Annotated in this window: 16 protein-coding genes and 3 tRNA genes; 14 read left to right on the top strand and 5 right to left on the bottom strand. The window is 67.6% G+C overall.

Features of this window, described 5'->3' with window-relative positions:
- The first annotated feature begins 1 nt into the window (after nucleotide 1).
- From V9L20_RS12360 to V9L20_RS12340, 5 genes are all read left to right on the top strand, one after another.
- Nucleotides 2–1,222, top strand: coding sequence for an O-succinylhomoserine sulfhydrylase (locus V9L20_RS12360; RefSeq protein WP_337296819.1), 1,221 nt, complete (start codon nucleotides 2–4; stop codon nucleotides 1,220–1,222).
- Between the two features lie 8 nt (nucleotides 1,223–1,230).
- Nucleotides 1,231–2,619 carry a glutamate--tRNA ligase gene (gltX, locus tag V9L20_RS12355; RefSeq protein ID WP_157614973.1) on the top strand — a complete coding sequence of 463 codons (1,389 nt, stop codon included), beginning with the start codon at nucleotides 1,231–1,233 and terminating at the stop codon, nucleotides 2,617–2,619.
- A 36-nt stretch (nucleotides 2,620–2,655) separates the two neighbouring features.
- Nucleotides 2,656–2,731: transfer RNA gene (locus V9L20_RS12350), tRNA-Ala, on the top strand.
- Between the two features lie 54 nt (nucleotides 2,732–2,785).
- Nucleotides 2,786–2,861 (top strand) — tRNA-Glu (locus V9L20_RS12345).
- Between the two features lie 69 nt (nucleotides 2,862–2,930).
- A tRNA-Asp gene (locus tag V9L20_RS12340) sits at nucleotides 2,931–3,007 on the top strand.
- A gap of 52 nt (nucleotides 3,008–3,059) precedes the next feature.
- On the opposite strand, the gene V9L20_RS12335 is transcribed toward V9L20_RS12340, so the two are convergent.
- The gene (locus V9L20_RS12335) at nucleotides 3,060–3,863 is read right to left on the bottom strand and encodes an IclR family transcriptional regulator (RefSeq protein ID WP_337296818.1); all 804 of its coding nucleotides are present in this window, start codon (nucleotides 3,861–3,863) and stop codon (nucleotides 3,060–3,062) included.
- 181 nt (nucleotides 3,864–4,044) lie between these two features.
- Here V9L20_RS12335 and V9L20_RS12330 point away from each other — a divergent pair, with 181 nt between their 5' ends.
- From V9L20_RS12330 to V9L20_RS12295, 8 genes are all read left to right on the top strand, one after another.
- Complete coding sequence (locus V9L20_RS12330; RefSeq protein ID WP_337296817.1) at nucleotides 4,045–4,815, top strand: ABC transporter substrate-binding protein; 771 nt, start codon at nucleotides 4,045–4,047, stop codon at nucleotides 4,813–4,815.
- 12 nt (nucleotides 4,816–4,827) lie between these two features.
- Nucleotides 4,828–5,496 carry an ectoine/hydroxyectoine ABC transporter permease subunit EhuD gene (ehuD, locus tag V9L20_RS12325; protein ID WP_337296816.1) on the top strand — a complete coding sequence of 223 codons (669 nt, stop codon included), beginning with the start codon at nucleotides 4,828–4,830 and terminating at the stop codon, nucleotides 5,494–5,496.
- The gene (locus V9L20_RS12320; protein WP_337296815.1) at nucleotides 5,493–6,248 is read left to right on the top strand and encodes an amino acid ABC transporter ATP-binding protein; all 756 of its coding nucleotides are present in this window, start codon (nucleotides 5,493–5,495) and stop codon (nucleotides 6,246–6,248) included. The genes ehuD and V9L20_RS12320 overlap by 4 nt, the downstream gene beginning before the upstream one ends.
- Nucleotides 6,245–7,546, top strand: a complete 1,302-nt coding sequence (locus V9L20_RS12315; RefSeq protein WP_337296814.1) for an NAD(P)/FAD-dependent oxidoreductase — start codon at nucleotides 6,245–6,247, stop codon at nucleotides 7,544–7,546. Before V9L20_RS12320 ends, V9L20_RS12315 begins: the two co-directional genes overlap by 4 nt.
- A gap of 99 nt (nucleotides 7,547–7,645) precedes the next feature.
- Entirely contained in the window at nucleotides 7,646–8,203 is a 558-nt protein-coding gene (locus V9L20_RS12310; RefSeq protein WP_258501632.1) for a type 1 glutamine amidotransferase domain-containing protein, read from the top strand.
- 20 nt (nucleotides 8,204–8,223) lie between these two features.
- A complete protein-coding gene (locus V9L20_RS12305) occupies nucleotides 8,224–8,424 on the top strand; it encodes a hypothetical protein (RefSeq protein WP_157614971.1) in 201 nt (66 codons plus the stop codon).
- Between the two features lie 91 nt (nucleotides 8,425–8,515).
- Nucleotides 8,516–9,427 (top strand): amidohydrolase family protein, encoded by a 912-nt coding sequence (locus V9L20_RS12300; protein WP_443098572.1) that lies wholly within the window; start codon nucleotides 8,516–8,518, stop codon nucleotides 9,425–9,427.
- A complete protein-coding gene (locus tag V9L20_RS12295) occupies nucleotides 9,424–10,410 on the top strand; it encodes a tripartite tricarboxylate transporter substrate binding protein (RefSeq protein WP_337296813.1) in 987 nt (328 codons plus the stop codon). Before V9L20_RS12300 ends, V9L20_RS12295 begins: the two co-directional genes overlap by 4 nt.
- Here V9L20_RS12295 and V9L20_RS12290 read toward each other — a convergent pair.
- The 4 genes from V9L20_RS12290 to V9L20_RS12275 all read right to left on the bottom strand — a co-directional run bounded on the left by V9L20_RS12290 (nucleotide 10,407) and on the right by V9L20_RS12275 (nucleotide 15,755).
- Complete coding sequence (locus V9L20_RS12290) at nucleotides 10,407–11,288, bottom strand: LysR family transcriptional regulator (RefSeq protein ID WP_337296812.1); 882 nt, start codon at nucleotides 11,286–11,288, stop codon at nucleotides 10,407–10,409. The genes V9L20_RS12295 and V9L20_RS12290 overlap by 4 nt on opposite strands.
- Before the next feature lie 8 nt (nucleotides 11,289–11,296).
- Nucleotides 11,297–12,493, bottom strand: a complete 1,197-nt coding sequence (locus tag V9L20_RS12285; protein WP_337296811.1) for a phosphatase PAP2 family protein — start codon at nucleotides 12,491–12,493, stop codon at nucleotides 11,297–11,299.
- Between the two features lie 99 nt (nucleotides 12,494–12,592).
- Entirely contained in the window at nucleotides 12,593–14,920 is a 2,328-nt protein-coding gene (locus V9L20_RS12280) for a sensor histidine kinase (RefSeq protein ID WP_337296810.1), read from the bottom strand.
- A 7-nt stretch (nucleotides 14,921–14,927) separates the two neighbouring features.
- A complete protein-coding gene (locus V9L20_RS12275; RefSeq protein ID WP_337296809.1) occupies nucleotides 14,928–15,755 on the bottom strand; it encodes a helix-turn-helix domain-containing protein in 828 nt (275 codons plus the stop codon).
- Nucleotides 15,756–16,062: 307 nt separating this feature from the next.
- On the opposite strand from V9L20_RS12275, the gene V9L20_RS12270 reads away from it, so the two are divergent.
- Nucleotides 16,063–24,024, top strand: a complete 7,962-nt coding sequence (locus tag V9L20_RS12270) for an SdrD B-like domain-containing protein (protein WP_337296808.1) — start codon at nucleotides 16,063–16,065, stop codon at nucleotides 24,022–24,024.
- Nucleotides 24,025–24,036 lie beyond the last annotated feature (12 nt).

The following is a 24,036-nucleotide window of genomic DNA, read 5'->3' as shown; positions in this document are numbered from 1 at the left end:
ATTGACCGATGAACGAACCCTGCCGCCCGGACTGCACCGCGACACGCTCGCGCTGCGCACCGGGCTGGCGCCCAGCCAGCACGGCGAGCACTCCGAAGCGCTGTTCCTGACCAGCGGCTTCGTGCAGCCCGACGCCGAAACGTCGGCGCGCCGCTTTGCCGGCACCGAAGCGGGCTTTACCTACTCGCGCACTTCCAACCCGACGGTCACCAGCTTCGAGCAGCGCCTTGCGGCCATGGAAGGCACGGAGGCCGCCATCGGCGCTTCGACCGGCATGGGCGCCATCCTCATGATGTGCATGGGCCTGCTGAAGGCGGGCGATCATGTGATCTGCTCGCGCTCGGTGTTCGGCTCCACGCTCAACCTGTTCGGCAAGGAGTTCGCCAAGTTCGGTGTCGAGACCACCTTCGTCTCGCAGACCGACGTGGCCGAATGGCGCGCGGCCCTGAAGCCCAACACCAAGCTGCTGTTCGCCGAAACGCCGACCAATCCGCTGACCGAGGTGTGCGACATCCGTGCGCTGGCCGACCTGGCGCACGGCGCCGGCGCGCTGCTCGCGGTCGACAACTGCTTTTGCACGCCCGCGCTGCAGCGCCCGACCGAACTGGGCGCCGATCTCGTCATTCATTCGGGCACCAAGTACCTCGACGGCCAGGGCCGCGTGATGGCCGGCGCAATCTGCGGTCCGTCGAAGCTCATCGTCGATGTGTTCGGCCCGGTGGTGCGCACCGCCGGCATGGCGCTGTCGCCGTTCAATGCGTGGGTGGTGCTCAAGGGGCTGGAAACGCTCGGCATTCGCATGCAGGCGCAGTGCGCCAATGCGCTGGCGGTGGCGCAGTGGCTCGAAACGCAGCCCGGCGTTGCTCGCGTCTACTACCCTGGCCTGGCCTCGCATCCCCAGCATGAACTGGCCATGCGCCAGCAGTCGGGGCAGGGCGGGGCGGTGGTGTCGTTCGACGTGGTCGGCAACGACCCCGAAACGGCGCGCGCCAACGCCTTCCACGTGATCAACAGCACGCGCGTGGTGAGCATTGCCACCAACCTGGGCGACACCAAGACCATCATCACGCACCCCGGCACCACGTCGCACGGGCGCCTGACCGAAGTGCAGCGCCAGGCCGCCGGCATCAGCCAGGGGCTCATTCGCGTGGCGGTGGGCCTCGAGTACATCGACGACATCAAGGCCGACTTGCTTCGCGGCCTTGGCACCCTGAAATCCTGATCGATCCCATGACCGGCAAAGTTCGCACCCGCATCGCTCCGTCTCCTACCGGGTTTCTTCACCTGGGCACCGCGCGTACCGCGCTTTATTCGTGGGCCTATGCGCGCCACCATGGCGGCGAATTTGTGCTGCGCATCGAAGACACCGACGTGGCCCGCTCCACGCAGGATTCGACCGACCAGATCCTGGCTTCGATGCACTGGCTTGGCCTCGACTACGACGAAGGCCCGATCTACCAGATGCAGCGCCTGGAGCGCTACCGCGAAGTCATTGCTCAGATGCTTGCGGCCGGCACGGCCTACCACTGCTACTGCACGCCGGCCGAGCTCGATGAAATGCGTGAAGCGCAACGCGCGCGCGGCGAAAAGACGCTGTACGACCGCCGCTGGCGCCCCGAGCCGGGCAAGGTGCTGCCGCCCGTGCCGGAAGGCGTGCCGCCCGTGGTGCGCTTCTGCAATCCGCCCGAAGGCGACGTGACCTGGAACGACCTCGTCAAGGGCGAGATCACCATCAACAACCGCGAGATCGACGACCTCATCATCTTGCGGCCCGATGGTGTGCCTACCTACAACTTTGCGGTGGTGGTCGACGACTGGGACATGGCCATCACGCACGTGTTCCGCGGCGACGAGCACATCAACAACACGCCGTGGCAGATCAATATCTTTCGCGCACTGGGCGCGCCGCTGCCGCAGTTCGGCCATGTGCCGGTCATCCTGGGTGACGACGGGCAAAAGCTCTCCAAGCGCCGCGGCGCCGTGAGCGTTACCGCGTATGAAGAGAACGGCTACCTGCCCGAGGCCATGCTCAACTACCTGGCGCGCCTGGGCTGGAGCCATGGCGACGACGAGCTCTTCACGCGCGAGCAGATGGTGAGCTGGTTCGACGGTTCGCACCTCTCCAAGAGCCCAGCGCAATGGGACGCCGCCAAGCTCGCGTGGGTGAATGCGCAGTACATCAAGGCCAAGCCCGATGCGGAGCTCGCACCGCTGGTGGCTGCGCAGCTGAAGAAGCGCGGTATCGAGGCCGACGATCGCCTTGCCGCCATCTGCGCGCTCTTCAAGGACCGTTGCGAAACCACGGTGGCACTCGCCGACTGGGCCGCCGCGTTCTACACGGACGTGACGCCAAGCGAAGCCGATCGCACGCAGCACGTCACCGATGCGGTGAAGCCCGTCATCGCCACGCTCGCCGAGAAGCTCGCGAGCGTGCCGTGGGAAAAAGTTTCGATCGCCGCGGCCATCAAGGAAGTTCTGGCCGCACATTCTGTGAAAATGCCTGTGTTGGCCATGCCGGTTCGCGTCCTCGTGATGGGAACACCGCAGACGCCATCCCTCGATTCGGTGCTCGCAATTTTTTCTCGTGAAAAAGTTGTGGAGCGTCTGAAAAGGGCCTGATTTTTCGGTCTATAATTCGAGGCTCGACACCCACACGGGGGTATAGCTCAGCTGGGAGAGCGCTTGCATGGCATGCAAGAGGTCATCGGTTCGATCCCGTTTACCTCCACCATCAAAGTGTCGAGAAGAAGATAAGTGCTGATCGCAGCACGGTTCCTAAGGTTTTGACCCTATCGTCTAGAGGCCTAGGACACCACCCTTTCACGGTGGCTACCGGGGTTCGAATCCCCGTAGGGTCGCCAGTTTCATGCAAGTGAAGCAGGCACGAGTTGTCAACACTCGGCTCCGCAAGGAGTGAACGTTGTCTACCAGGAGTGGTAGTTCAGTTGGTTAGAATACCGGCCTGTCACGCCGGGGGTCGCGGGTTCGAGTCCCGTCCACTCCGCCAAACACAAGCCCCTGTAGCAGTTCTTGCTACAGGGGCTTTTTGTTTGTTTGGCTCAGTCGATGCTGCGCGCGGAATTGGTGAGAGAGCGCGCGCACAAAAGCAGCGTTGGTGCCAGCTTGCGCACGGCGTCTTCCAGAGTCCATCGGCTGGTCGGCGCAACCAAGTGCACCGATGCGACCGGCCGGCCTTGGCTGCCCATCACGGGCGCCGCAATCGTCATGTCGCCGAGAAACAGCTCCTCGGCATTGGTGGCAAAGCCCTGCAGCTTCGCCTGGCGCAACTCTTCAAGGATTTCATCGACACCGGTGCGTGTGTGGGCCGTGTGGGGCACGCGGTCGCAGGCTTCGATGAGCGTGCGCGCCTCGTCTTCAGGCAGCGCGCTCAAGTAGGCACGCCCCGAAGCCGTGCAGTACATCGGGATGCGGCTGCCGATCGGCATGTGAACCGGCACGAACTGCGCGCTGACAAAGCGCGCGAGGTAGACCATGTCCACGCCGTCAGGCTCCGTCAGGCAAGAGGTTTCCGTGGTGACCTTGGTCAGCTCGGACAGAAACGGATTCGCCACCTCGATGAGCGGATTCGCTGCCAGGTAGTTGAACCCGATCTCCATCACGCGCGGTGTGAGCTGGTAGCGCCGGGTTCTCGGGTGCCTGCGAACGTAGCCGAGTTTCTCGAGCGTGAAGATCATCCGCTGCGCCGAACTCTTGGTGATGTCGGTGGCCTCGGCCACGTCGGCCAACGTCATGGTGCGGCGCCGGGCGCTGAAGGCCTGCAGCACGGCCAAGCCCTTCTCCAGCGACTGGTTGAACAGCAGACTGGGGCTTTCTTCGCGGGCAATGTCGGGTGTGGCGTCCATGGATGCAGAGTATAGCCACCTGGATTAAAAATATCGTATATCGATACTCCGAAGGCGAATAGTGGTTTGTATTGATTGATATGAGATTCAAAAGAATCGATTATTGGCACGCATGTTGCGTTGCCCGCTGAGGCTTTATTCCTTTCTGTCCATTCCATCTTCTTCTTCGAGGAGTGCTTCCATGAATCGCATCGTTCGCCACCTTCATCGCCTTGCCCTTGGCCTGTGTGTCGCAGGCGCCGCCTCGCTGGCCGGTGCGCATGGGGCCGCGCCGGCTACCTACAACGTGGGCGCTACGGCGACCGGCGTGCCGTTCACCTTCCTGGACGTGAAAACCAACACCATCCAGGGAATGATGGTCGACACGGTCACCGCCGTCGGCAAGGCCGGCGGTTTTGGCGTGAACGTGCAGCAGACGGTGTTCTCGGCCCTCATTCCTTCGCTCACCGCCCGCAAGATCGACATCGTCTCGGCCGCCATGCTCAAGACCGCGGCGCGCCAGGAGGTGGTCGACTTCAGCGACCCGGTCTATTCCTACGGCGAGGGCCTGATCGTCAAGAGCGACGACACGCGCGCCTATGCATCGCTCGACGAACTCAAGGGCGAAGTGGTCGGCGCGCAGGTCGGCACCGTGTTCTTGGACATGCTCACCAAAAAGGGGATCTTCAAGGAGGTGCGCAGCTACGACTCGGTGGCCGACATGACCCGCGACCTTTCGCTGGGCCGCATCAAGGCCGGCCTTGGCGACCAACCCATCATTGCCTACCAGCTGCGGCAGAACAACTTTCCGGGCGTGAAGCTGGTCGAGAGCTACAAGCCCGTGAACGTCGGCGACGTATGCCTGGGGGTGCGCAAGGGCGATACCGAGACGCTGGCCCGCCTCAACAAGGCCATTGCGGCGGTCAAGGCCGACGGGACGCTCGCCAAGATCGTCCAGAAATGGGGCATCTGACGCATTGCACCCATGGCTGCTTCTTTCGTCCAGAACGCGCAGGACTTCCTGCCGATCCTGCTGCAGGGTGCCGTCGTCACCGTGCAGGTCACCGTGCTCTCTTTCCTGCTCAGCAGCGTGCTCGGCCTCGGGCTCGCGCTGATGAAGCTCTCGCCCATACGTGCACTCTCGTGGGCGGGCACGGTCATCGTCAACGTGATCCGGGGCTTGCCCATCATCGTGCAGCTCTTCTACATCTACTTCGTGCTGCCGGAGTTCGGGGTGCAGCTCACGGCCTTCCAGGCCGGCGTCATCGGCCTTGGCATTGCCTACTCGGCCTATCAGGCCGAGAACTTCCGCGGCGGTATCGAAGCCGTGGATGCGGGCCAGCGCGAGGCGGCCCAGGCCATGGGCATGCGCTCGGCGCTGATCATGCGGCGCGTGATCCTGCCGCAGGCCTTTCGCATCGCTCTGCCGCCCTACGGCAATACGCTCGTGATGATGCTGAAAGACTCCTCGCTGGTCTCGACCATCACCGTGGCCGAGATGACACGCGCCGGCCAGCTCATTGCTTCGTCGACGTTCCAGAACATGACCGTCTACACGCTGGTCGCGCTGCTGTATCTGTTGATGAGCCTGCCGCTGGTCTACGGGCTGCGGCGGCTCGAAAAGCGCTTCGGCGCTGGAAGGAAGCACCCATGATCCGCGTCGACGGACTGGAGAAGTGCTTCGGCGCGCACCGCGTGCTGCAGGGCGTGAGCCTGCATGTCGATGCCGGCGAGGTGGTGTGCCTGATCGGGCCCTCGGGCTCCGGTAAGTCCACGGTGCTTCGCTGCATCAACGGGCTCGAATCGTATGAAGGCGGAGAGGTGCGCGCATTCGGCGAACGCGTCGACCGCAACGGCAAGAGCATCCACCGGCTGCGAAGTCGCATGGGCATGGTGTTCCAGCGCTTCAACCTGTTTCCGCACCGCACCGTGCTGGAGAACGTGATGGAGGGCCCGGTCTACGTGCTGGGCCACAAGCCCGCGAAGGCGCGCGAGGAAGCGCTCGCGCTGCTGGCCAAGGTCGGGCTTGCCGAGAAGGCGCAGGCCTATCCGGCCCAGCTCTCGGGCGGCCAGCAGCAGCGCGTGGCCATTGCCCGCGCGCTCGCGATGAAGCCCGAAGCCATGCTGTTCGACGAGCCCACTTCGGCGCTCGACCCCGAACTGGTCGGCGACGTGCTCGGCGTGATGCGGGCCCTGGCCGACGAGGGCATGACCATGATTGTGGTCACGCACGAGATGGGCTTTGCGCGCGAGGTGGCCGACCGCGTCTGCTTCCTGCACAGCGGCAGCATCGTGGAGGAAGGCCCGGCGGCGCAAGTGCTGGGCGCGCCGCGGCAGCCGCGCACGCAAGACTTTCTGCGCCGGGTGCTGCATCCGTCGGCCGTGCCTGCCGAGGTGCGTTCATGAGCTCACCGCAGCCCTCGCTGCAGCCTTTGCCGTTACCGCCCTCGCTGTGGGCGGCCACTGCGCCGCCCGCGCCTCCAACGCCGCCGCTTTCCGAATCGCGCAGGGCCGATGTACTGATCGTCGGCGGCGGGTTCACCGGCCTGTCGACCGCGCTGCACCTGGCTGAGGCAGGCGTGCAGGTTTGCCTGCTCGAAGCGCATGAACCCGGCTGGGGCGCCTCGGGGCGCAATGGCGGGCAGGTCAATCCCACGCTGAAGCATGACCCCGAAGACCTGGTCCGGCTCTACGGCCCCGAGCGTGCTGAGCCGTTGATCGATGCCGTTTCCCGTTCGGCCGACGTGGTGTTCGACCTGATCGCGCGCCACGGCATCGACTGCCAGCCAGTACGCAACGGCTGGCTACAGGTGGCCTATTCGCCCCGGCAGGTGGCGGGCCTGCAGGCACGTGCGGAGCAGTGGGCCAGCCGCGGCGTGAAGACGGAAGTACTGAACCGCGCAGCAGTCGGCGCGCGCCTGGGCACCGAAGCCTTCGCGGGCGGTTGGCTCGACCCGCGCGCAGGCGGCATCCAGCCGCTGGCCTATACGCGCGGCCTGGTGCGGGCCGCACAAGGCGCGGGCGCAGCGGTGCACGGCGGCACGAAGGTCACGGCACTTGAGCGCCGCGGTGCGCACTGGCACGCGACCACGTCCACCGGTGCCACCGTCACGGCCGATCAAGTGGTGCTCGCCACCAACGGCTACACAGGGCCGCTGTGGCCGGGGCTGTCGCGCACCGTGCTGGCGGCCAACAGCTTCATCGTGGCCACGACGCCGCTCGAGGGCGCCGCCGCCGATGCGATCTTGCCGCGCGGCGAAACGGCTTCCACGTCGCAGCGCCTGCTGCTCTATTTCCGCAAGGATGCGCAAGGCCGCTTGCTGATGGGCGGACGCGGCCACTTCGCCGATCCTTCCGGTCCCTCGGACTTCTCGCACCTCGAACGCTCGCTCGCGCTGCTGTTCCCCACGCTGGGCCCGCTGCGCTACGAGTACCGCTGGGCCGGCCGCATCGCCGTCACGCGCGACTTCATGCCGCATGTGCACACGCCCGCGCCGGGTCTGACCATTGCGCTGGGCTACAACGGGCGAGGCATCGCGCTGGCGACGAGCATGGGAAAGCACCTGGCGTCTCGGCTAGTGGATGCGAAGGCGGAGTTTCCGTACCCGGTGACTGCGATACAGCCAATACCGCTGCATGGCCTGCAGCGGTTCTATGTGGCGGGAGGGGTGGCCTGGTACAGCCTTCTCGACCGGTTGGCCTGATAGCGCGAATTGTCCGACACGGGGAGCCGACGCGTGCCGACCGGCCGGTGCGCGCGCACCTGTAGCTTGGGCGTTTGCTCACCGACGAAAGGAATTCACATGAACAAGCACCAACTCGAAGGTATGAAGGTCGCCATTCTCGTGACGGACGGCTTCGAACAGTCCGAAATGACCGACCCCCGCAAGGCCCTCGAAGCCGCGGGCGCAGAAACGAAGATCGTGTCGCCCAAGAATGACCGCGTGCGCGGCTCCAGGCACGGCGACCCGGCCGATACCTTCACCGTCGACATCCCGCTTGCGCAGGCGGCCGCGCACGAGTTCGACGCGCTACTGCTGCCCGGCGGCGTGATGAGCCCCGACGCGCTGCGCATCAATGAGCAGGCCGTGGTTTTCGTGCAGGACTTCGTCAAGGCCCACAAGCCGATTGCCGCCATCTGCCACGGCCCGTGGACGCTCATCGAGGCCAAGGGGGTCGAGGCCCGCACCATGACTTCGTGGCCGTCGCTGCGCACCGACCTGAAGAACGCCGGCGCCAAGTGGGTGGACAACGACGTAGTGGTCGACGGCAACTTGGTGACCAGCCGCGGCCCGAAGGACCTGCCGGCGTTCGACCGCGAAATGGTCCGGCTCTTTGCCGACGCCCACGCGCACGCCTGACCGGGCTTGCTCTTGCCGCCATGACTGTTCAATGGGACGAGCTGCGCGTTGCGTACGAAGAGTGGCGCAGCCAGCGAGACAAATACGACCGGTGGATGACCGACATCGCCGCCGGCAAGCCGTATGACAAGTCGGCGCTGCAGCGCGACCTGGAAGAACTCGATGCGCTGCACAAGGTCTTCCTGCAGAAGGCTCGGCCGTTCGTACACCCGAAGCCCTGAACGCATCGCGCTCGACGCATGGATGCGCGAGGGCGTTTCCATAAGCTGCCGTTATCACTAAACAACAGGCGCAGGCATTCCGTGCCCGCGCTTGCATGCCGATACTTCCGTCTCCCCTCAGGAGACGCACCTGTTCACGCCAAAGTATCCGCAAGAAGCACCGCAACCCCGCACCGCAGCGGGCGGCGGCGTGCGTGCCGTCGACAGCCATGCGCATGTCTTCCTGAGCAGCCTGCCGCTCGCCCCGCAACGCCGGCATGCGCCGGACTACGACGCCCCGCCTGCTGAATACCTGGGCCTGCTGGATGCGCATGGCATCTCGCATGCGCTGCTGGTCCAGCCCAGCTTCCTGGGCACCGACAACAGCTTCATGCTCGGCGCCTTGCGCGCCTGCCCGGATCGCTTGCGCGGCGTTGCCGTGGTCGAACCCGAGACGCCCGTTGCCGAACTGCGCGCGCTTGCCGAGGCCGGCATTTGCGGCATCCGGCTCAACCTCATGGGCCTGCCCCTGCCCGATTTTTCGCAGCCCGCGTGGCAGGCCCTGCTGCAGCATGTGCGAAGCCTCGACTGGCATGTCGAGGTGCACCGGCCTTCGCACGACTTGGCGGCGGCAGGCCAGCGGGTGCTCGATGCCGGCTGCAGGCTCGTTGTCGATCATTTTGGGCGGCCCAGTGGCAGCACGGCTGCGGATGCCGGTTTCGACTGGCTCCTGCGCGCGGCGGCAAAAGGCCGCACCTGGGTGAAGCTGTCGGCCGCTTACCGCAACTGGCCAGACCCTGCCGGCGCCGATGCCCGACGGGCGGTGCGCTCGCTGCTCGAAGCCGCGGGTCCGCAGCGCCTGCTGTGGGGCAGCGATTGGCCCCATACCGAACACCGGGAGCACACGAGCTACACGCACACGCTGGCGGTGCTGGACGAGTGGATTCCCGACCCCGAAGCGCGGCGCTGCATCCTGGCCGAGACCCCGGCGGCGCTGTTCCGTTTTTCCAAGGAGACATCATGAAAGCACACAGCGCATTGCGCGCATGGATTCCGGCTGCCTGCGTCGGCACGGCACTTCTCGCCACTGCGATGAGCGCCGCGGCGCAGGCGTGGCCGGCAAAGCCGGTGAAGATGATCGTGACCTACCCGCCGGGCGGCACGGTCGACGTGGTGGCGCGCATCATCGCGCCCAAGCTCTCGGCCCGGCTCGGGCAGCCGGTGGTGATCGACAACCGCGCCGGCGCGGGCGGCGCCATTGGCGGCGACCTTGTGGCCAAGAGCCCGGCCGACGGCTACACGATCATGCTCGACGCTTCCAACCATTCGCAGAACCCCGCGTTGCGCAGCAAGATGCCGTTCGACACGCTGCGCGATCTGGCGCCGGTCTCGCTGCTGGTCCGCGTGCCGAACGTGCTCGTGGTCAACCCCTCCGCGACGATCACGGGCGTGAAGGATCTCATCGCACAGGCGAAGGCCAAGCCTGAGCACATCAACTACGCGTCTTCCGGCAATGGCTCGGCGCAGCACCTCTCGGCGGAACTCTTCAGCGCCATGGCCGGCGTGCGCATGACGCACGTGGCCTACAAGGGCGGCGGTCCCGCGCTCACCGATGTCATGGCCGGCCAGGTGCCGGTGTTCTTCGCAAGCCTTGCGTCGAGCCTGCAGTACATCCAGAGCGGCAAGCTGCGCGCGCTGGCGGTCACGGGCAAGGCGCGCTCGCCGGTCATGCCGCAAATTCCGACAGTGGCCGAATCCGGGCTTGCGGGCTACGAGGTTTATGAATGGAACGGTGTGTTCGTTCCCGCCGGGACGCCCGCGGCCGTGGTCGACAGGCTGTCGAAGGAACTGGCCGCCGTGGTGCGCGACCCTGAAGTCCGCGCCCGCCTTGAAGGCATGGGGGCCGAAGTGATCGGTTCCAATCCGGCCGAGCTCGATGCGTTCCGGCGCGCCGAAATCGCCAAGTGGACCCAGGTCGCCAAGACCAACAAGATCGAACTGGACTAGGCGGCGAGCATCTCGGCGAAGGCGTCCGCAAAAGCCGGGCGCGACCGCGCGAGCCACATCGCGGCAAGCTCGAAAGGCGGCAGCCCCGCACCGTCGCGCACTTCGGCATAGCGCACGCCTTCATGCCGAAGCGCGCGAACCGAACTCGGCAGCAGCGACCAGCCCAGCCCCGCCGCCACGCAAGACAGCACGGTCAGCGTGCGGTTGGCGTCCTGCACGATGCGCACCTCGTGCCCGGCCGCGCGAAAAGCCGCCAGCACCTGGGTGCGCAATGCCGACATCTGCAGGCTTGGAAACCACACCAGCCCGTGCGCGGCAATGTCCGCCAGCGAAACGCAGCCGTCGGCCCCGATCCGATGCGAGGCGGGCACGGCCGCCACCAGCAGTTCTTCGCCGAGCCGCTTCTCGTGTACGCGCGCATTCACGGCCACGGGCGGATGCAGCAGCGCGATGTCGATGCGGCCGCCCTCGAGCGCCTCGACCTGCTCGGCGTTGCTCATCTCGCGCAGAGAAATGTCGAGCTGCGGATAGGCCTCGCACAGCCGCCGCAGCGCGCGGGGCAGCACTTCATACACCGCGTGGGTCACAAAGCCGATGGTCAGCCGGCCCGCGCGTCCGGCGCCCATGGCGCGAACGCGTTCGGCCGCCGCATCACCGTAGGCAAGGCTGGCCCGCAGGTCGTCGACGATGGCCAGCCCTGCCTCGGTGAGGGCGGCGCCGCGGCGTGTGCGCGTGAAGAGTTTGGTGCCGACTTCGCTTTCGAGCCGGTTCAGCATCTGCGTCAACGCGGGTTGCGCAAGGCCGAGATTTTCGGCGGCGCGGGTAAGGCTGCCGGCCTCCGCGATCGCCACGATACAACGCATCTGCCGGGTTTCCATGCGGCATTCTATGAACCGGCCCGAGCGGAAAGTGCCGCGCGTGCCGAAAGCCCGGCGCCCCGGTTCCCGCCCCACCTTGCCTGCACGATGCCCAGCAGCGCGAGAACCGGCAGCGCCAGTTCCAGAACCTCCTCGAAGCTGAGCACCAGGTAGCGGTACAGGCCCGTGGACCTGCCGCTCAACGCGTCCTGGTCCGCAAGCACCGCGGGTAACTGGTCGAGAACGATCGCGGTTCCGATCACTGCGGCAAAGGTCAGCAGGGTGGTGGCTTCCGGCCGCCATTGCCACCATGCGCGCAACGCGTCGCGCGCAGACCAGGCGCGCCTTGCAAGCCATGCGCCGGCGACGGCAATGGGCGCGAAGACCAGGCTGCCGTGGTGCCCCAGGTGCCCATCCGCTTCGCGCGCGGCAAAGGCAACAAGCACGATACAGAGGGCCGTCTTGTCCAGCCGCGACAGCGACGCCACGCGCACCGCCGCCAGGCATGCCGCCGCGGCAAGGTACAGCAGAACCGTGCTCTTCTCGACCGGTCCGCTTTCCTCCAGGACCGCCGGCCCAATCGACCCGGGCGTGTTCAACCCGATCCATGCCGCGGCAAAGCCGAACACCAGCACCAGCGAAGGCCCCGCGGTGCCGGCTGCCAATGCGCGCAGCGGCCACGCCAGTGCGGCAGTGGGTGTGCGGGCAAACTTGCGCCCCACGGCATGAAGTGCAACCAGCACTCCAGCGATGCACGCGCCCAGCAGCGCACCTGCCGCAATGTCGAACGGAAAATGGATGCCCGCATAAATGCGCGACCAAGCCGTGACCGAGGCCACGGCAAGAACGAGCAGCCCCACGTCACGCAGCCCGCGCTGCAGCAGCAGCATGAAAGCCATGGTGAACATCACCGACGCGTGAGTGCTGGGCAGGCCCGCCCGCGCGCCGTGCGGCACATGGGCGGGGCTCAGCCCCACCATGAAGGGGCGCGGCATACCGATGGACGCCGCGATCTCGTGCGAGATCAGCGAAGCCGCGCCTCCGGCGGCCAGTACCGCCAGCACGCAGATGCACTGCGCGGGGCGGCGCCATGCCACCCAGGCAAGAATGGCCGCGCATACCCACGACGAGCCCAGCGCAATCGCCGATGCGAACCACAGCAACGTGGGGGAGGGAGAGAAGCCGGCGGCGAGTGTGTCGAAGAGCGCGAGGTTGAGTGAATTCATCCAGCGTTTTCACAATCCTGGCCGTCCAATTTAGCATCCGCGGCCTTGCCGCGACGAATGCCCGCTCACAGCGGACCGACATTCGCCTTGGCGCTTGAGTCAGTCCGGCGCTGCGCAAGGCGTTGCCCGCGCAAGGTGGCTGATGTGGTCGAAGTCGAGGCTTTCCAGTGCCTGGCGCACCGCCTTCACCAGCGCGTGGTGGCGCGGGTCCGCCGCAAGCCGGTCGGCCCATTCGTGCAGGTCGGTCCAACGCCCGTCGCGGGCCAGGGCTTCAAGCTCCTTTCGCGCGTCCATGGGGAGTGGTGCGATCTCGGGCACCGGCCGCACCTGCCGCCGCGGTGCTTCGGCCTGCGGGCGCGGCTCGGCCGGCATTTCGCCGGCGTTGGGAAGAGGGGCCTCGTCCTCCGAGGCGGCATCGACCACGACTGAAAAACGCAGCCGCGTGCCCAGGTGGCGGCGGCTGTCGAGTTGCAGCTCGCCGCCCATGCGCTGAACGATGCGCCGCGCAATCGCCAGCCCGAGGCCGCTTCCGGCCGCGGCGGGGTCCGCCTGCGTGAACGCGCGAAACACGCGCCGCTGGTCCTTGCTGTCGATGCCGATGCCGCTGTCCCACACCTCCAGGCTCAACCGCCATTGCTGCTCGGCGGGATGTGCCTGCACCCGCAGGCCCATCTGCCCGTTGTGCGTGAACTTGGCGGCGTTGGAAAGCAGGTTCAGCAGCAACTGCTGAAAGCGCTTGCTGTCCAGGCGCACGGCCGGCGGGAGCGTGCCCCGCACTTCGAGCATGAAGCGGTTGTTCCGGCGCTGCGCCAGTGCCGATGCGTACTGCGCGATGTCTTCGATCAGCGCGGGCAGCCGGATCGGTTTCGGGTCGAGCGCCAGCGGCAGCAACTCGCCCTTGGCGTATTCGAGCAGGTCGTCGACCAGCGCAAGCTGGTAGTTGGCGCTGCGTTCGATGGCCTGCAGCTGCGGCGGCGATGCCGCAAGTTCGCCCTGCAGCATGCGCGCATGGCCCACGATGGTGGCCAGCGGTGCGCGCAGGTCATGGCTGATGTAGGCCATGAGCCGCGTCTGCTCGCGCGCGCGCTGTTCGGCTTGCTCCAGCGCGGCATTGAGCGCGCGCGTCTTGCGGGCCACTTCGTTGTGCAGCCGCTGTTGCTCGTGCGCCTGCCACTGAACCAGCTTGCGCTGTGCGGCGTGCTGCTGGTGCGAGAGGTGGTGCGTCCATGCCGCCAGCACCACCAGCCCGACCAGCAAGCCGGGAAAGCCCAGCGCATAGGCGTCGAAGCCCGGAATCGTGTGCTCCGGCATGGAGAGTTCGGCCAGCCGCAGGCACACGCCCATGGTGACGACCACCATCACCGGAAAAGCCAGCCGCCCGCCTGGCCCGGCGCGGCGCATGTAGACGAAGCTGCTGATCGTGAGGGCCAGCACCAGGGCCAATGCGCTCACGATGCCGGCCTGCGCGAAAAGCGGATAGCTGCCCAGCAGGGTTCCGAGCGTCACCAGCGCCTGCGCCGCCGTGAGCCCGACCAGCATGTACAGGCCAGGTCGGCGCACCGGGCCGCCGCGCGAGAGCGTATGCAGGTACAGCACCATGTTCAGCACGCAGCATCCGGCAATGAAGCCCGCTGCGCGGTAGCTCCATTCGGTGCCGTCGGGCCAGAGAAGCAGCCGCGCATAGCCGCGGTAAGTGGCTTCGTAGAGCGCGACCAAGGCGAACCCGAGGCTTTGCGAGGCCATCGCCCCTTTGCGCGAGATGCCCCACACCGCCAGCGAATACACCGCAAGCACCAGCAGGCCGCCGATCAGCAGGCCATCGATCAATGCGTGGCTGCTCTCGTACTCGCGCCAGGTGTCGGGGCTGTGCAGCACGGGCGCCAGCTTGACGCTGCTGTGGCTTTGCACGCGCACCAGCACGTTCGCGTATTCGCCCGGCTGCAATTTCAAGGCGAGCGTGGGCACACGGTCGGCCTTGCGACGACGGTTGTCGGGCATGGAGACGCCGGCCGCCTCATGCAGCCATGCTCTCGGGGGTGCCTTGCCGAGCTGTCCTTGCTGCACATGAAAGTCGACGTACTGGAGCCACGTGGTGTTCAGCACCAGGCGCAGCGGGCGCACCGCGTTGCTGTCGTTCGCAATCGAAAGCTGCAGCCAGAACACGGAATTCGAAAAGCCCGGGCGCATGCGCGCCTTGGTGCCCGGCACGAAGCCGCTCGTCGAGTTGCCGCTTTGCGCCTGCATGGCCTCCACGGCTTCGAGCGAGAGTTCCGCCTTACGGTCTTCGAGGATCTCGACCTTGTCGTCCAGCGCAATGGGCGGTTGCGCAGCATTGCGCAGATGCAGCGTGGCGGCCTGCGCAGGGTGCATCCACAAGCAGATGAAAAAAGCCGCGCACAACAGCAGAACGTTGCGCACCGCAGTCACGGCCGCCTCAGGCCTCGGAGACAGGCAGGGGCAGCGGCGCCGCCTTGGCTCCAAGCGTGCTGCGAAAGCCGCTCGGCGTCGTCTGGAAACGCTCGCGGAACGCAGTCGAAAAATTGGCGGCGCTAGAGAACCCGACCGCAAGGCCCACTTCCTCGACGCTCAGCGCCGATTCCGCGAGCAGCCGGCGCGCCTCGGAGAGCCGGGCCTCGCGCACGAACTCGAACACCGTGCGGCCGGTCAATTCGCGAAACACGCGCGAGAGGCGCTTTTCATGCGTGCCCACGCGTGCGGCCAGTTCGGGCAGCGGGGGCACGTTCGCCAGGTCCGACGTCACGATACGCTGGGCCGCCAATGCGATGACCCGGTCGGGACCGGCTTCCCTTGGCGCATCGGGCGATGTTTCTTCGCCTGAGGCGGCCGCGTGCGCGTGCTTGCTGCTGGCCAGCACCAGGTGCACTGAAACGCGCGCCAGCACTTCGGCGGGCTCGTAGGGCTTGAGGATGTAGTCGACCGCGCCTTCGTGCAGGCCCGTCAGTCTTTCCGAAACCGAGCAGCAGGACGTCACGAAGATTACCGGGATGTGCGCCGTGGCGTGGTCGGCCTTCAGCAGCCGGCACGCGGCAAAGCCGTCAGCGCCGCCCATGCGCACGTCCAGCAGGATCAGGTCGGGCTGCAGGGCCGTTGCCCGCCTGTAGCCCTGCATGGCGTCGAAAGCCATGCTGATGCGATGCCCCTCACCCCGCAAGGCAGCCAGCAGAAGCTGCAGCTCGTCGATGTTGTCGTCCACCAGCAGGATGTGCGCACGCCGCGGTGGAATGGAGGACCAGTAAGACATTCGTCTAGCGTAGGGCGACCTCCGGGAAAACGCGTGTGACGGAATTCACGTTCCTTTGCAATCGTAAACAAATGTCAGTTCGGGGAAACATTTCGTCCGGAGCGGCAAAAGCCTGCTAGGGCCCCCCCTCGAAGAATCGCGCTCTTTCCTGGACACCTGCGCCGCATTCCGCGGCGCCAGAACGCACGGTGCCAGGGCCATCAGAGCCATTACGAGGGACGGGATGCCCAACACCCCAACGATCTTGTCGGGCGCGAAAGCGCCGAGCGATTTCTTCAAGCTTGCGCGGAAGGCAGTGCGCGGTCGCATGGCACGGATGCCGGCGCTCGTCGCCGTTCCGCTCGCAAGCTTGCTGCTTGCCACGGCGGCCCATGCAATACCGCAGGTTTCCAGCCTGGTGCATGTGCCCAACATCGTTCCGGCCGGCGGCACGGTGACCAGCACGGTGACCATCGCCGAGACCGACAGCCTGCCGATCGGCGCGCCGGGTACCTCGTTCACCTACACCGTTCCGGCCAACAGCATCTACATGGGTACGGGTGCGGTGCCGGTGGGTAGCTGCAGCTCGACCGTCAATGTGGGCGAGGCCGGGCCCGGCACGGTCACCTGCTCGGGCATCACGCTCGCGGCCAACCAGACCCGCGATTTCGAACTGCGGCTGCGCACAGTCTCGCAAGGCACGTTGAGCGTCACCGCAACTCCGGCGGGCGGCGGCGCAAGCGAAACCAAGACCATCACCGTGAACCAGGGCGCCGACGTGGCCGTGGTCATCACGGCGCCTGCCACCGCCTCCAGCGGCGCGACGGTACCGATTGCCTTCACGCTCACCAACAACGGGCCGGATGCGAGCTCGGGCTCGACGCTGACCTACAACATTCCAACAGGCCTGTCGGTCTCGGGCAGCGGCCTGCCTTCGGGCTGCTCGATTGCCGGCAGCCAGCTGACCTGCAACGTCGGTGTCCTTTCGCTCAACGGCAGCCGCACGATCACCGTCAACGGCGTGGTCACCGGGGCCGCGGGTTCCACCATCACGCACCAGCCGGCGATTGCGCCTGCAGGCTCGATCGGCGACGGCGTGCCCGCCAACAACAACGCCACCGCCAACACCACGGTCACCGCGGGCACCGTGCTCTCGATGACCAAGACGCACAACGGCGGCCAGCTGCTGGTGGGCCAGCGCTTCAACTTCACGTTGACGCCGCGCTACAGCGGCAGCGCGCCCACGGGCGTGACTGTGACCGATACGTTGCCGGCCAACTTCCAGATCAATGTCCCGGTGACCGCGGGACCGGGATGGACCTGCTCGGTGTCCGGCCAGACGGTGAGCTGCGCGCGCACCGACGTCGGCGGCGCGGGCGGTGCCAACCAGTCGCTCGGCAACATCGTCGTTCCCGTCACTGCCGTGACCGCCGGCATCGGCGTGGTCAACGAAGCGACCGTGAACGCCGCCGGTCCGGTAGCGACGTCGGCCACCGGCAGCGTGCCCGCCGACGTGGCGAATTCCGCCACCGACTTCCGCGCCGACAAGCGCCGCGGCTGGCCGCAGAACAACGTGCCGATCAACCAGCCCTTCGACTACCAGGTGGGCGCCACCAACCTGGGCGGCACGCGCCTCCTGGCGGGCAGCACCGTCAACCTGGTCGACGACCTGCCGGCCGGCGTGCGCATCAACAGCTTCAATTCGGGGAGCTATACCTGCACGATCACCAAGGGCGGTTCCGCCGTTACGACTCCCGTCGACGGGCCTGCCACGGTGAACTGCACGCGCACGCTGGCTTCCGACATTCCCGTGGACACCTCGAGCGGCGGCAGTGCGCGCAATGCCGGCTTCGTGACCGTGAACGTCACGATCCCCGCGGTGCCGGCGGGCAATGCCCCCATTGTCAACAGCATGTGCGTGAACGTGGCGCTGCCCGCGAGCGCGCCCACTGCGGGCGCAGACCCCGACGCCAACACAGGCAACGACTGCGTGAACCTGGGCACCGGCGTGGACGACAGCGCCAACTATGCCGATGTCAAGGTCTTGAAGCGCGTGGTGGGCATCGGCAACAGCGCGGGCAACCGCCAGACCGCGGGCCAGGCGATCACCTGGGAGATCGAGGTGGTCAACAGCGGTCCCTCGGTGGCGCAGAACGTTGCGGTCAGCGACCGCTTCCTGCAGGTGGTAGGCACGCCCACGGTGTCGCAGACCGCCAATGCCGCGACCTTTGCCGGCGCCTGCACGCTGCCCCCACCATCGGGCGGCGCGGGCGACACATCGCTCGCCAACTGCAACATCACCCAGCTGCCGGTGTGCCGCGCGAGCACGGACCCCGTGACAGCGGTGCCGTTGTGCCCTGTGATCAGCGTGCAGGCCCGGCACTTCGGCGACGGCGCTTCGGCTGCCGACAACAGCTTCCAGATCGCCAACAAGGCGAGCGCCATCGCAGCCATGCCGGCCGACCCCGTGCTCGACGACGCGGGCGTGACCAACAGCGGCTCCGCCACCGGCTTCTTCAATGCCGTAGCCGACGTGACGGTGACCAAGACCGCAAGCCCGGGCTCGGTTCCCGTCGGGCAGGTGCTCACCTACACCCTTACCGCGCGCAACCGGTCCGTGCAGGAGGACAGCTTCAGCCGCGCCTACAACGTGCAGGTGACCGACACGCTGCCCTCGGGCTTGATGTTCATCAGGGCCATCGCCTCGAACGGCGGCAGCTGCACGCCCCCGCCCAATCCCACGCAGCCGACGGGTCCTGGCAACAACCAGCTCGTGTGTACCTGGAGTTCGCTCGTGCGCAACGAGCAGCAGACGGTCACGGTGGAGGTGCGCCCGCTCTATGCGATCAACGGCACCACCATTACCAACAACGTCGCCGTCAGCACCACCACGCCGGAAGGCAACGCCGCCAACAACCAGGCAGCGGCAGGTGCCAGCGTGGTTGCGCCTGTGTACGACCTGGTGGTGACCAAACGCGACGACCTCGACCCGGTGAACGTGGGCGACGACGTCACCTACACGATCACGGTCTCGAACAACAGCGCATCGACGGCCGAGGGCGTGCGGCTCATCGACAACCTGCCCACCGCGGGAACCAACGGTGAACCTGCGCCCACGTTCGTGTCGGCCAGCGCGCCGGCCGGAGTCGGCGTCACGACACCCGCGGTCGGTTCGTCCGGCGGACAGATCGTGTTCACGATCCCGGCGATTGGCGGAACCGGCACAGGGGCCACGGGCGAGCCGAACACGCTGCAACTCCAGGTGGTCCTGCGCGGCGTTTCGCGCGGCACCTTCCAGAACCGCGCCGCGGTCGACTTCGTGGATGCCTCGCGCAACGCCTTCGACACCAGCCAGGGCAACAACACCGTCGCCGAGAACACCACGTTCCGCTTCAAGGCCGACGTGCAGGTGGCCTCCAAGACGGCCGTCTCCACCGGCACCGCAACGCCGCTCACCACAGTGGCAATCGGCCAGGGCTTCGACTGGCTCGTGCAGCTGCGCAACAACGGCCCCGACAGCGCGGAGACCACGAGCTTCACCGACACGCTGCCCGCGGGCCTCGTGCTGACGGGCACGCCGGTGTTCACCGTGACCGGCGGCAGCTTCACGCCCGCCGCGCCCACCTGCACCGGCGCGGCCGGCGGCAACAGCGTGAGCTGCGCCATCACCTCGATGCCGGCCAACGGCACGGCCACCGTGCGCATTCCGGTGCGCACCACCACGGGCACCACGCCGGCCAACGGCACGCAGTTCACCAACCGCGCGCACTTGGTCACCACCGGCTCGGGCGACACCGACGGCGGCTCCGATCCGAATGCGGGCAACAACTTCAACCAGGGCAGCATCACCGTGCAGAGCAGCGCGCTGAGCGGCCGCGTGTATGAAGACCTGGACGGCGACGGCCAGATCGACACCGGCGAGCCTGGCATTGGCGGCGTCACGATGCGCCTGACCGGCACCGACAGCCTGGGCAACGCCGTCTCGCTGACCACCACCACGGCCACCGACGGCCGCTGGAGCTTCACCGTGCCCGCGGGCACCTACAGCGTGGCCGAGGACCAGCCCGCCGCCTACCAGCCGGGCATCACCCGCGCAGGCGGCGTGACCGGCGCGGGCAGCACCGCCGGCACCGTGCCGGCGGGCACCTCGAACGGGCCGAACGGCTCCAACGCCAACCGCATCGACACCATCGTGCTCGGCGCGGGCGGCACTTCGACCAACAACAACTTCGGCGAAGTGCGCCCCGCGAGCCTTGCCGGCCGCGTGTACCGCGATGCCGACTACAACAATGCCGCGAGCGCGGGCGACCCCGGCATCGCGGGCGTGACAGTCACGCTCACCGGCACCGACATGTTCGGCAATGCCGTGTCCACCACGGCCACCACCGCCAGCGGCACAGGCAGCTACGCATTCAACAATCTCACGCCCGGTAGCTACACCGTAACCGAGACGCAGCCCGCCGCCTTCGCGGACGGCAGCGATGCGGCCGGCACGGCCGGCGGCACCGCGGGCAACGACGTGGTGAGCGCCATCGCATTGCGCTCGAACGTGAACGGCACCGGCTACGACTTCGGCGAACTGCTCACCCGCATTCCGGTGCGCGTGTTCGTCGACGGCAACAACGACGGCGTGCCGCAGGCGGGCGACACCGGCATTCCCAACGTGGAGTTGCGTCTCACGGGTACCGATGCCGCGGGCAACCCGGTCAACATCGTCGCCGTGCCCTCGGGCCCGGACGGCGGCTACGAGTTCCGCAATGTGCCGCCCTCGGCGCCCGGCGGCTACACCATCACCGAAACGCAGCCCACCAACTACGCACCGGGCAAGGCCAACGCGAACGGCCAACCGGGCGCGGCGCAGGGCGGCGGCAACAGCATCACGGGCGTGACCGTGGCCGGTACCAACCCGCCGCTCACGCAGGGCGAGTACTACTTCGGCGAGTTGCTGCCCGCGGGCATCTCGGGCCGCGTGTACTACGACCGCGACGGCAGCGGCGCGCAGGGTGCGCCGGCCACCGAGCCCGGAATCGCGGGCGTGGCCATCACGCTCACGGGCACGGACGTCAACGGCCAGCCGGTGACACGCACCACCACCACCGACGCCAGCGGCGACTACAACTTCGCGAACCTCGCCCCCGGCACCTACACGGTGACGGAGACGCGGCCCGCGGGCTACGAACCCGGCATCACGCGCGCCGGCAATGTGAGCGGCGCCGGCAGCACGCCGGGCTCCGTGCCCACGGCCGGCAACGGCGTGCTGAACGGGCCCAACGGCTCCAATGCCAACGTCATCCAGAACATCGTGCTCGCCGCGGCGGGTGCGGGTTCGGCCGCCAACAACTTCTCGGCCGTGCGCCCGGCCAGCGTGTCTGGCTACGTGTATGCCGACGTCGCACCGTCGAACGGCACCCGCGACACCGCGGAGCCCGGCATTGCGGGCACCACGGTGCGCGTGACCGGTACCGACTTCCTCGGCAACCCGGTCACGCACACCGTGCAGGCCGCCGCCGATGGCCGCTATCTGGTCGACAAGCTGCTGCCCGGCACCTATCAGATCGACGAGACGCAACCCGACGGTGTGGCCGATGGTCCCGAGTCGCTCGGCACCGTGGGTGGCGCATCGCGCGGCACATTGAACCCCGGCAGCGTGAACGACCGCTTCGGCGCCCTGGTGCTCGCATCGGAAGACGCAGGCATCGACTACAACTTCGGCGAGCGCGGCGGGCAGATCGCGGGCTGGGTCTACGTCGACAGCAACAACGACGGCATTCGCCAGGCGGGCGAGCCGGGTATTCCGGGCGTCAGCCTCACGCTCACCGGCCGCTCGGCCAGCGGGCTGGCGGTGAACGCCACCGTGGTGACCGATGCGAACGGCCGCTATGTCTTCACCGGCCTGCTGCCGGCGGATGCCACCGGCTACACCGTGCGCGAGACGCAGCCCGTCACATATGCGGACGGCCTGGACGCGGTCGGCACGCTCGATGGCACGGCCGTCGGCAAGCCCGGCAACGACGTGCTCTCCGGCATCATGTACCGCGGCGGCAACGGCGACGACTACAACTTCGGCGAGCGCGGCGCATCCATTGCGGGCACCGTCTACAACGACGCGAACCGCAACGGAACGCGCGAACCGCAAGACCTTCCGATTGCCGGCGTGACCGTCACGCTCACCGGCACCGACGCCGCGGGCAACCCCGTCACGCGCACCGCCGTGACCGGCCCCGATGGCCGCTACGAGCTCGCGGGCCTGCCGTTGCCCGGCACCGGCGGCTACACCGTCACCGAGACGCAGCCCAGCGGCTACGACGAGGGCATTGCCATTCCCGGCACGCTCGGCGGCTCCACGCAGGGCACCAACCAGATCCGCGTGAACTTCACCACGCTGGCGGCCAACGGCACGGGCTACGACTTCAACGAGCACAACAACCTGCCTGCTTCGCTGACCGGCACCGTGTGGTTCGACCAGAACCACAACCGCGGCCGCGAGAGCGGCGAAGGCCAGGGCGAAGGCTGGACCGTGGAGCTGATGCGCTGTGCCGATGGCGGCAACGCCTGCCCGGAAACCGCGGCCACCGTGCTCTACACCGTGACCACGGGCGCGGACGGCAGCTACCGCTTCGGCGACCTCACGCCGGGCGAATACCGCGTGCGCTTCCGCTCGCCCGACGGCCGCGTTGTCGGCGGCGTGTGGCCCACCGATGCGGCGCAGAACGGCGCGGGCGGCCCGTACCCCACGCCGGCCGCGAGCGATCCGCGCTTCTCGATCAAGGTGCGCGTGAACGCCGGCGCCAACGTGCAGCGGCAAGACCTGCCGTACGACCCGGGTGGCGTGGTGTACGACAGCGTGAGCGGCACGCCCGTGCCCGGCGCCGTGGTGCGCCTGGTCGGCCCGCCGGGCTTCGATCCGGCACAGCATCTGCTCGACGGCCGCGACACCTACACCACCGGCCCCAACGGCTACTACGACTTCTTCGTGCTGCCGGGCGCACCGGCGGGCGAGTACCGCCTGGCGGTCACACCGCCGGGCAGCTACCTGCCGTCGTCCATCTACCCGCCGGCGGCGGGCGGACTCGGCACGCAGTCGTGCTCCGCACCGGCGAACGGACCCGCACCCGCGCAGAGCAACCCCTGCGTGGTGAGCCCGGGCGCGGGGCTGGTGCCCGGTGCCGGCTACTACCTGGCGTTCCAGATGCCGGGCGGCGGCGGCCAGCACGTGGTGGCCAACAACATTCCGCTCGACCCGTCGGACGCCACGCTCATCGAGCTGCGCAAGACCAGCTCGAAGCTGACGGTGAAGAAGGGCGAGCTGCTGCCCTACCGCATCACGGCGCGCAACACCCGCGGCAACCCCGTGCCGGGCGTGGCCGTGGTCGACACGCTGCCGCCGGGCTTCCGCTACGTGCAGGGCTCGCTCACCGTGCGCACCATGCCGGGTGGCGTGGCGCTGCCGGTGGTGCCGCAGATCAACGGCCGCCAGGTCGTGGTGCCCGGCCAGAACTTCGCGCCCAACGAGACCAAGGAATACCTGATGGTCGCGGGCGTGGGGGTCGGCGTGGGCGAAGGCGAGTTCGTCAACCAGGTCATCGCGACGCAGGGCGTGGGCGGCCGCGTGCTGTCGAACCTGGCCACGGCCACCGTGCGCGTGGTGCCCGACGCGCTCTTCGACTGCACCGACGTGATCGGCAAGGTCTACGACGACAAGAACGCCAACGGCTACCAGGACGAAGGCGAACCCGGCCTCGCCAACGTGCGCATTGCCACCGTGAACGGCGTGCTGGTGACCACCGACGCCGAGGGCCGCTACCACATTGCCTGCGCCGCCATTCCGAAGGAAGGCACCGGCAGCAACCTGGTGCTCAAGCTCGACGACCGCACGCTGCCTTCGGGCTACCGCACCACCAGCGAGAACCCGGCCGCCGAGCGCGCAACGCGCGGCAAGGTGCTGAAGGTGAACTTCGGCGCCACGGTGCACCGCGTGGTCCGCCTCGCGCTCCAAGGCACTGCATTCGAAGACGGCAACGCCGCGCTGCGCGCCGGCTTCGTGCCCGAACTCGACCGCACGGTGAACGTGCTGGCCGAGAAGGCCTCGGTGCTGCGCCTGGCCTACAAGGCCGCGCCCGGCGAAGCCGAATCGCTCGGCCGCCAGCGCACCGATGCGGTGAAGGCCGCCGTGCTCTCGCGCTGGAAGCAACTGGGCGAACAGCGCGAAAGCCGCAAGGAGCCGCCGCTCTTCAACCTGGACATCGAAGTCGAGCTGGTGCCCGCCGCCACGCCCGCGGTGAAGCCATGACGCGAGAACGAG

The organism is Variovorax sp. CCNWLW225 (assembly GCF_037204045.1).
Lineage (GTDB): Bacteria > Pseudomonadota > Gammaproteobacteria > Burkholderiales > Burkholderiaceae_C > Variovorax.
Note: the sequence above shows the minus strand (reverse complement) of the source record. Positions and strands in the feature narration are given on the sequence as shown.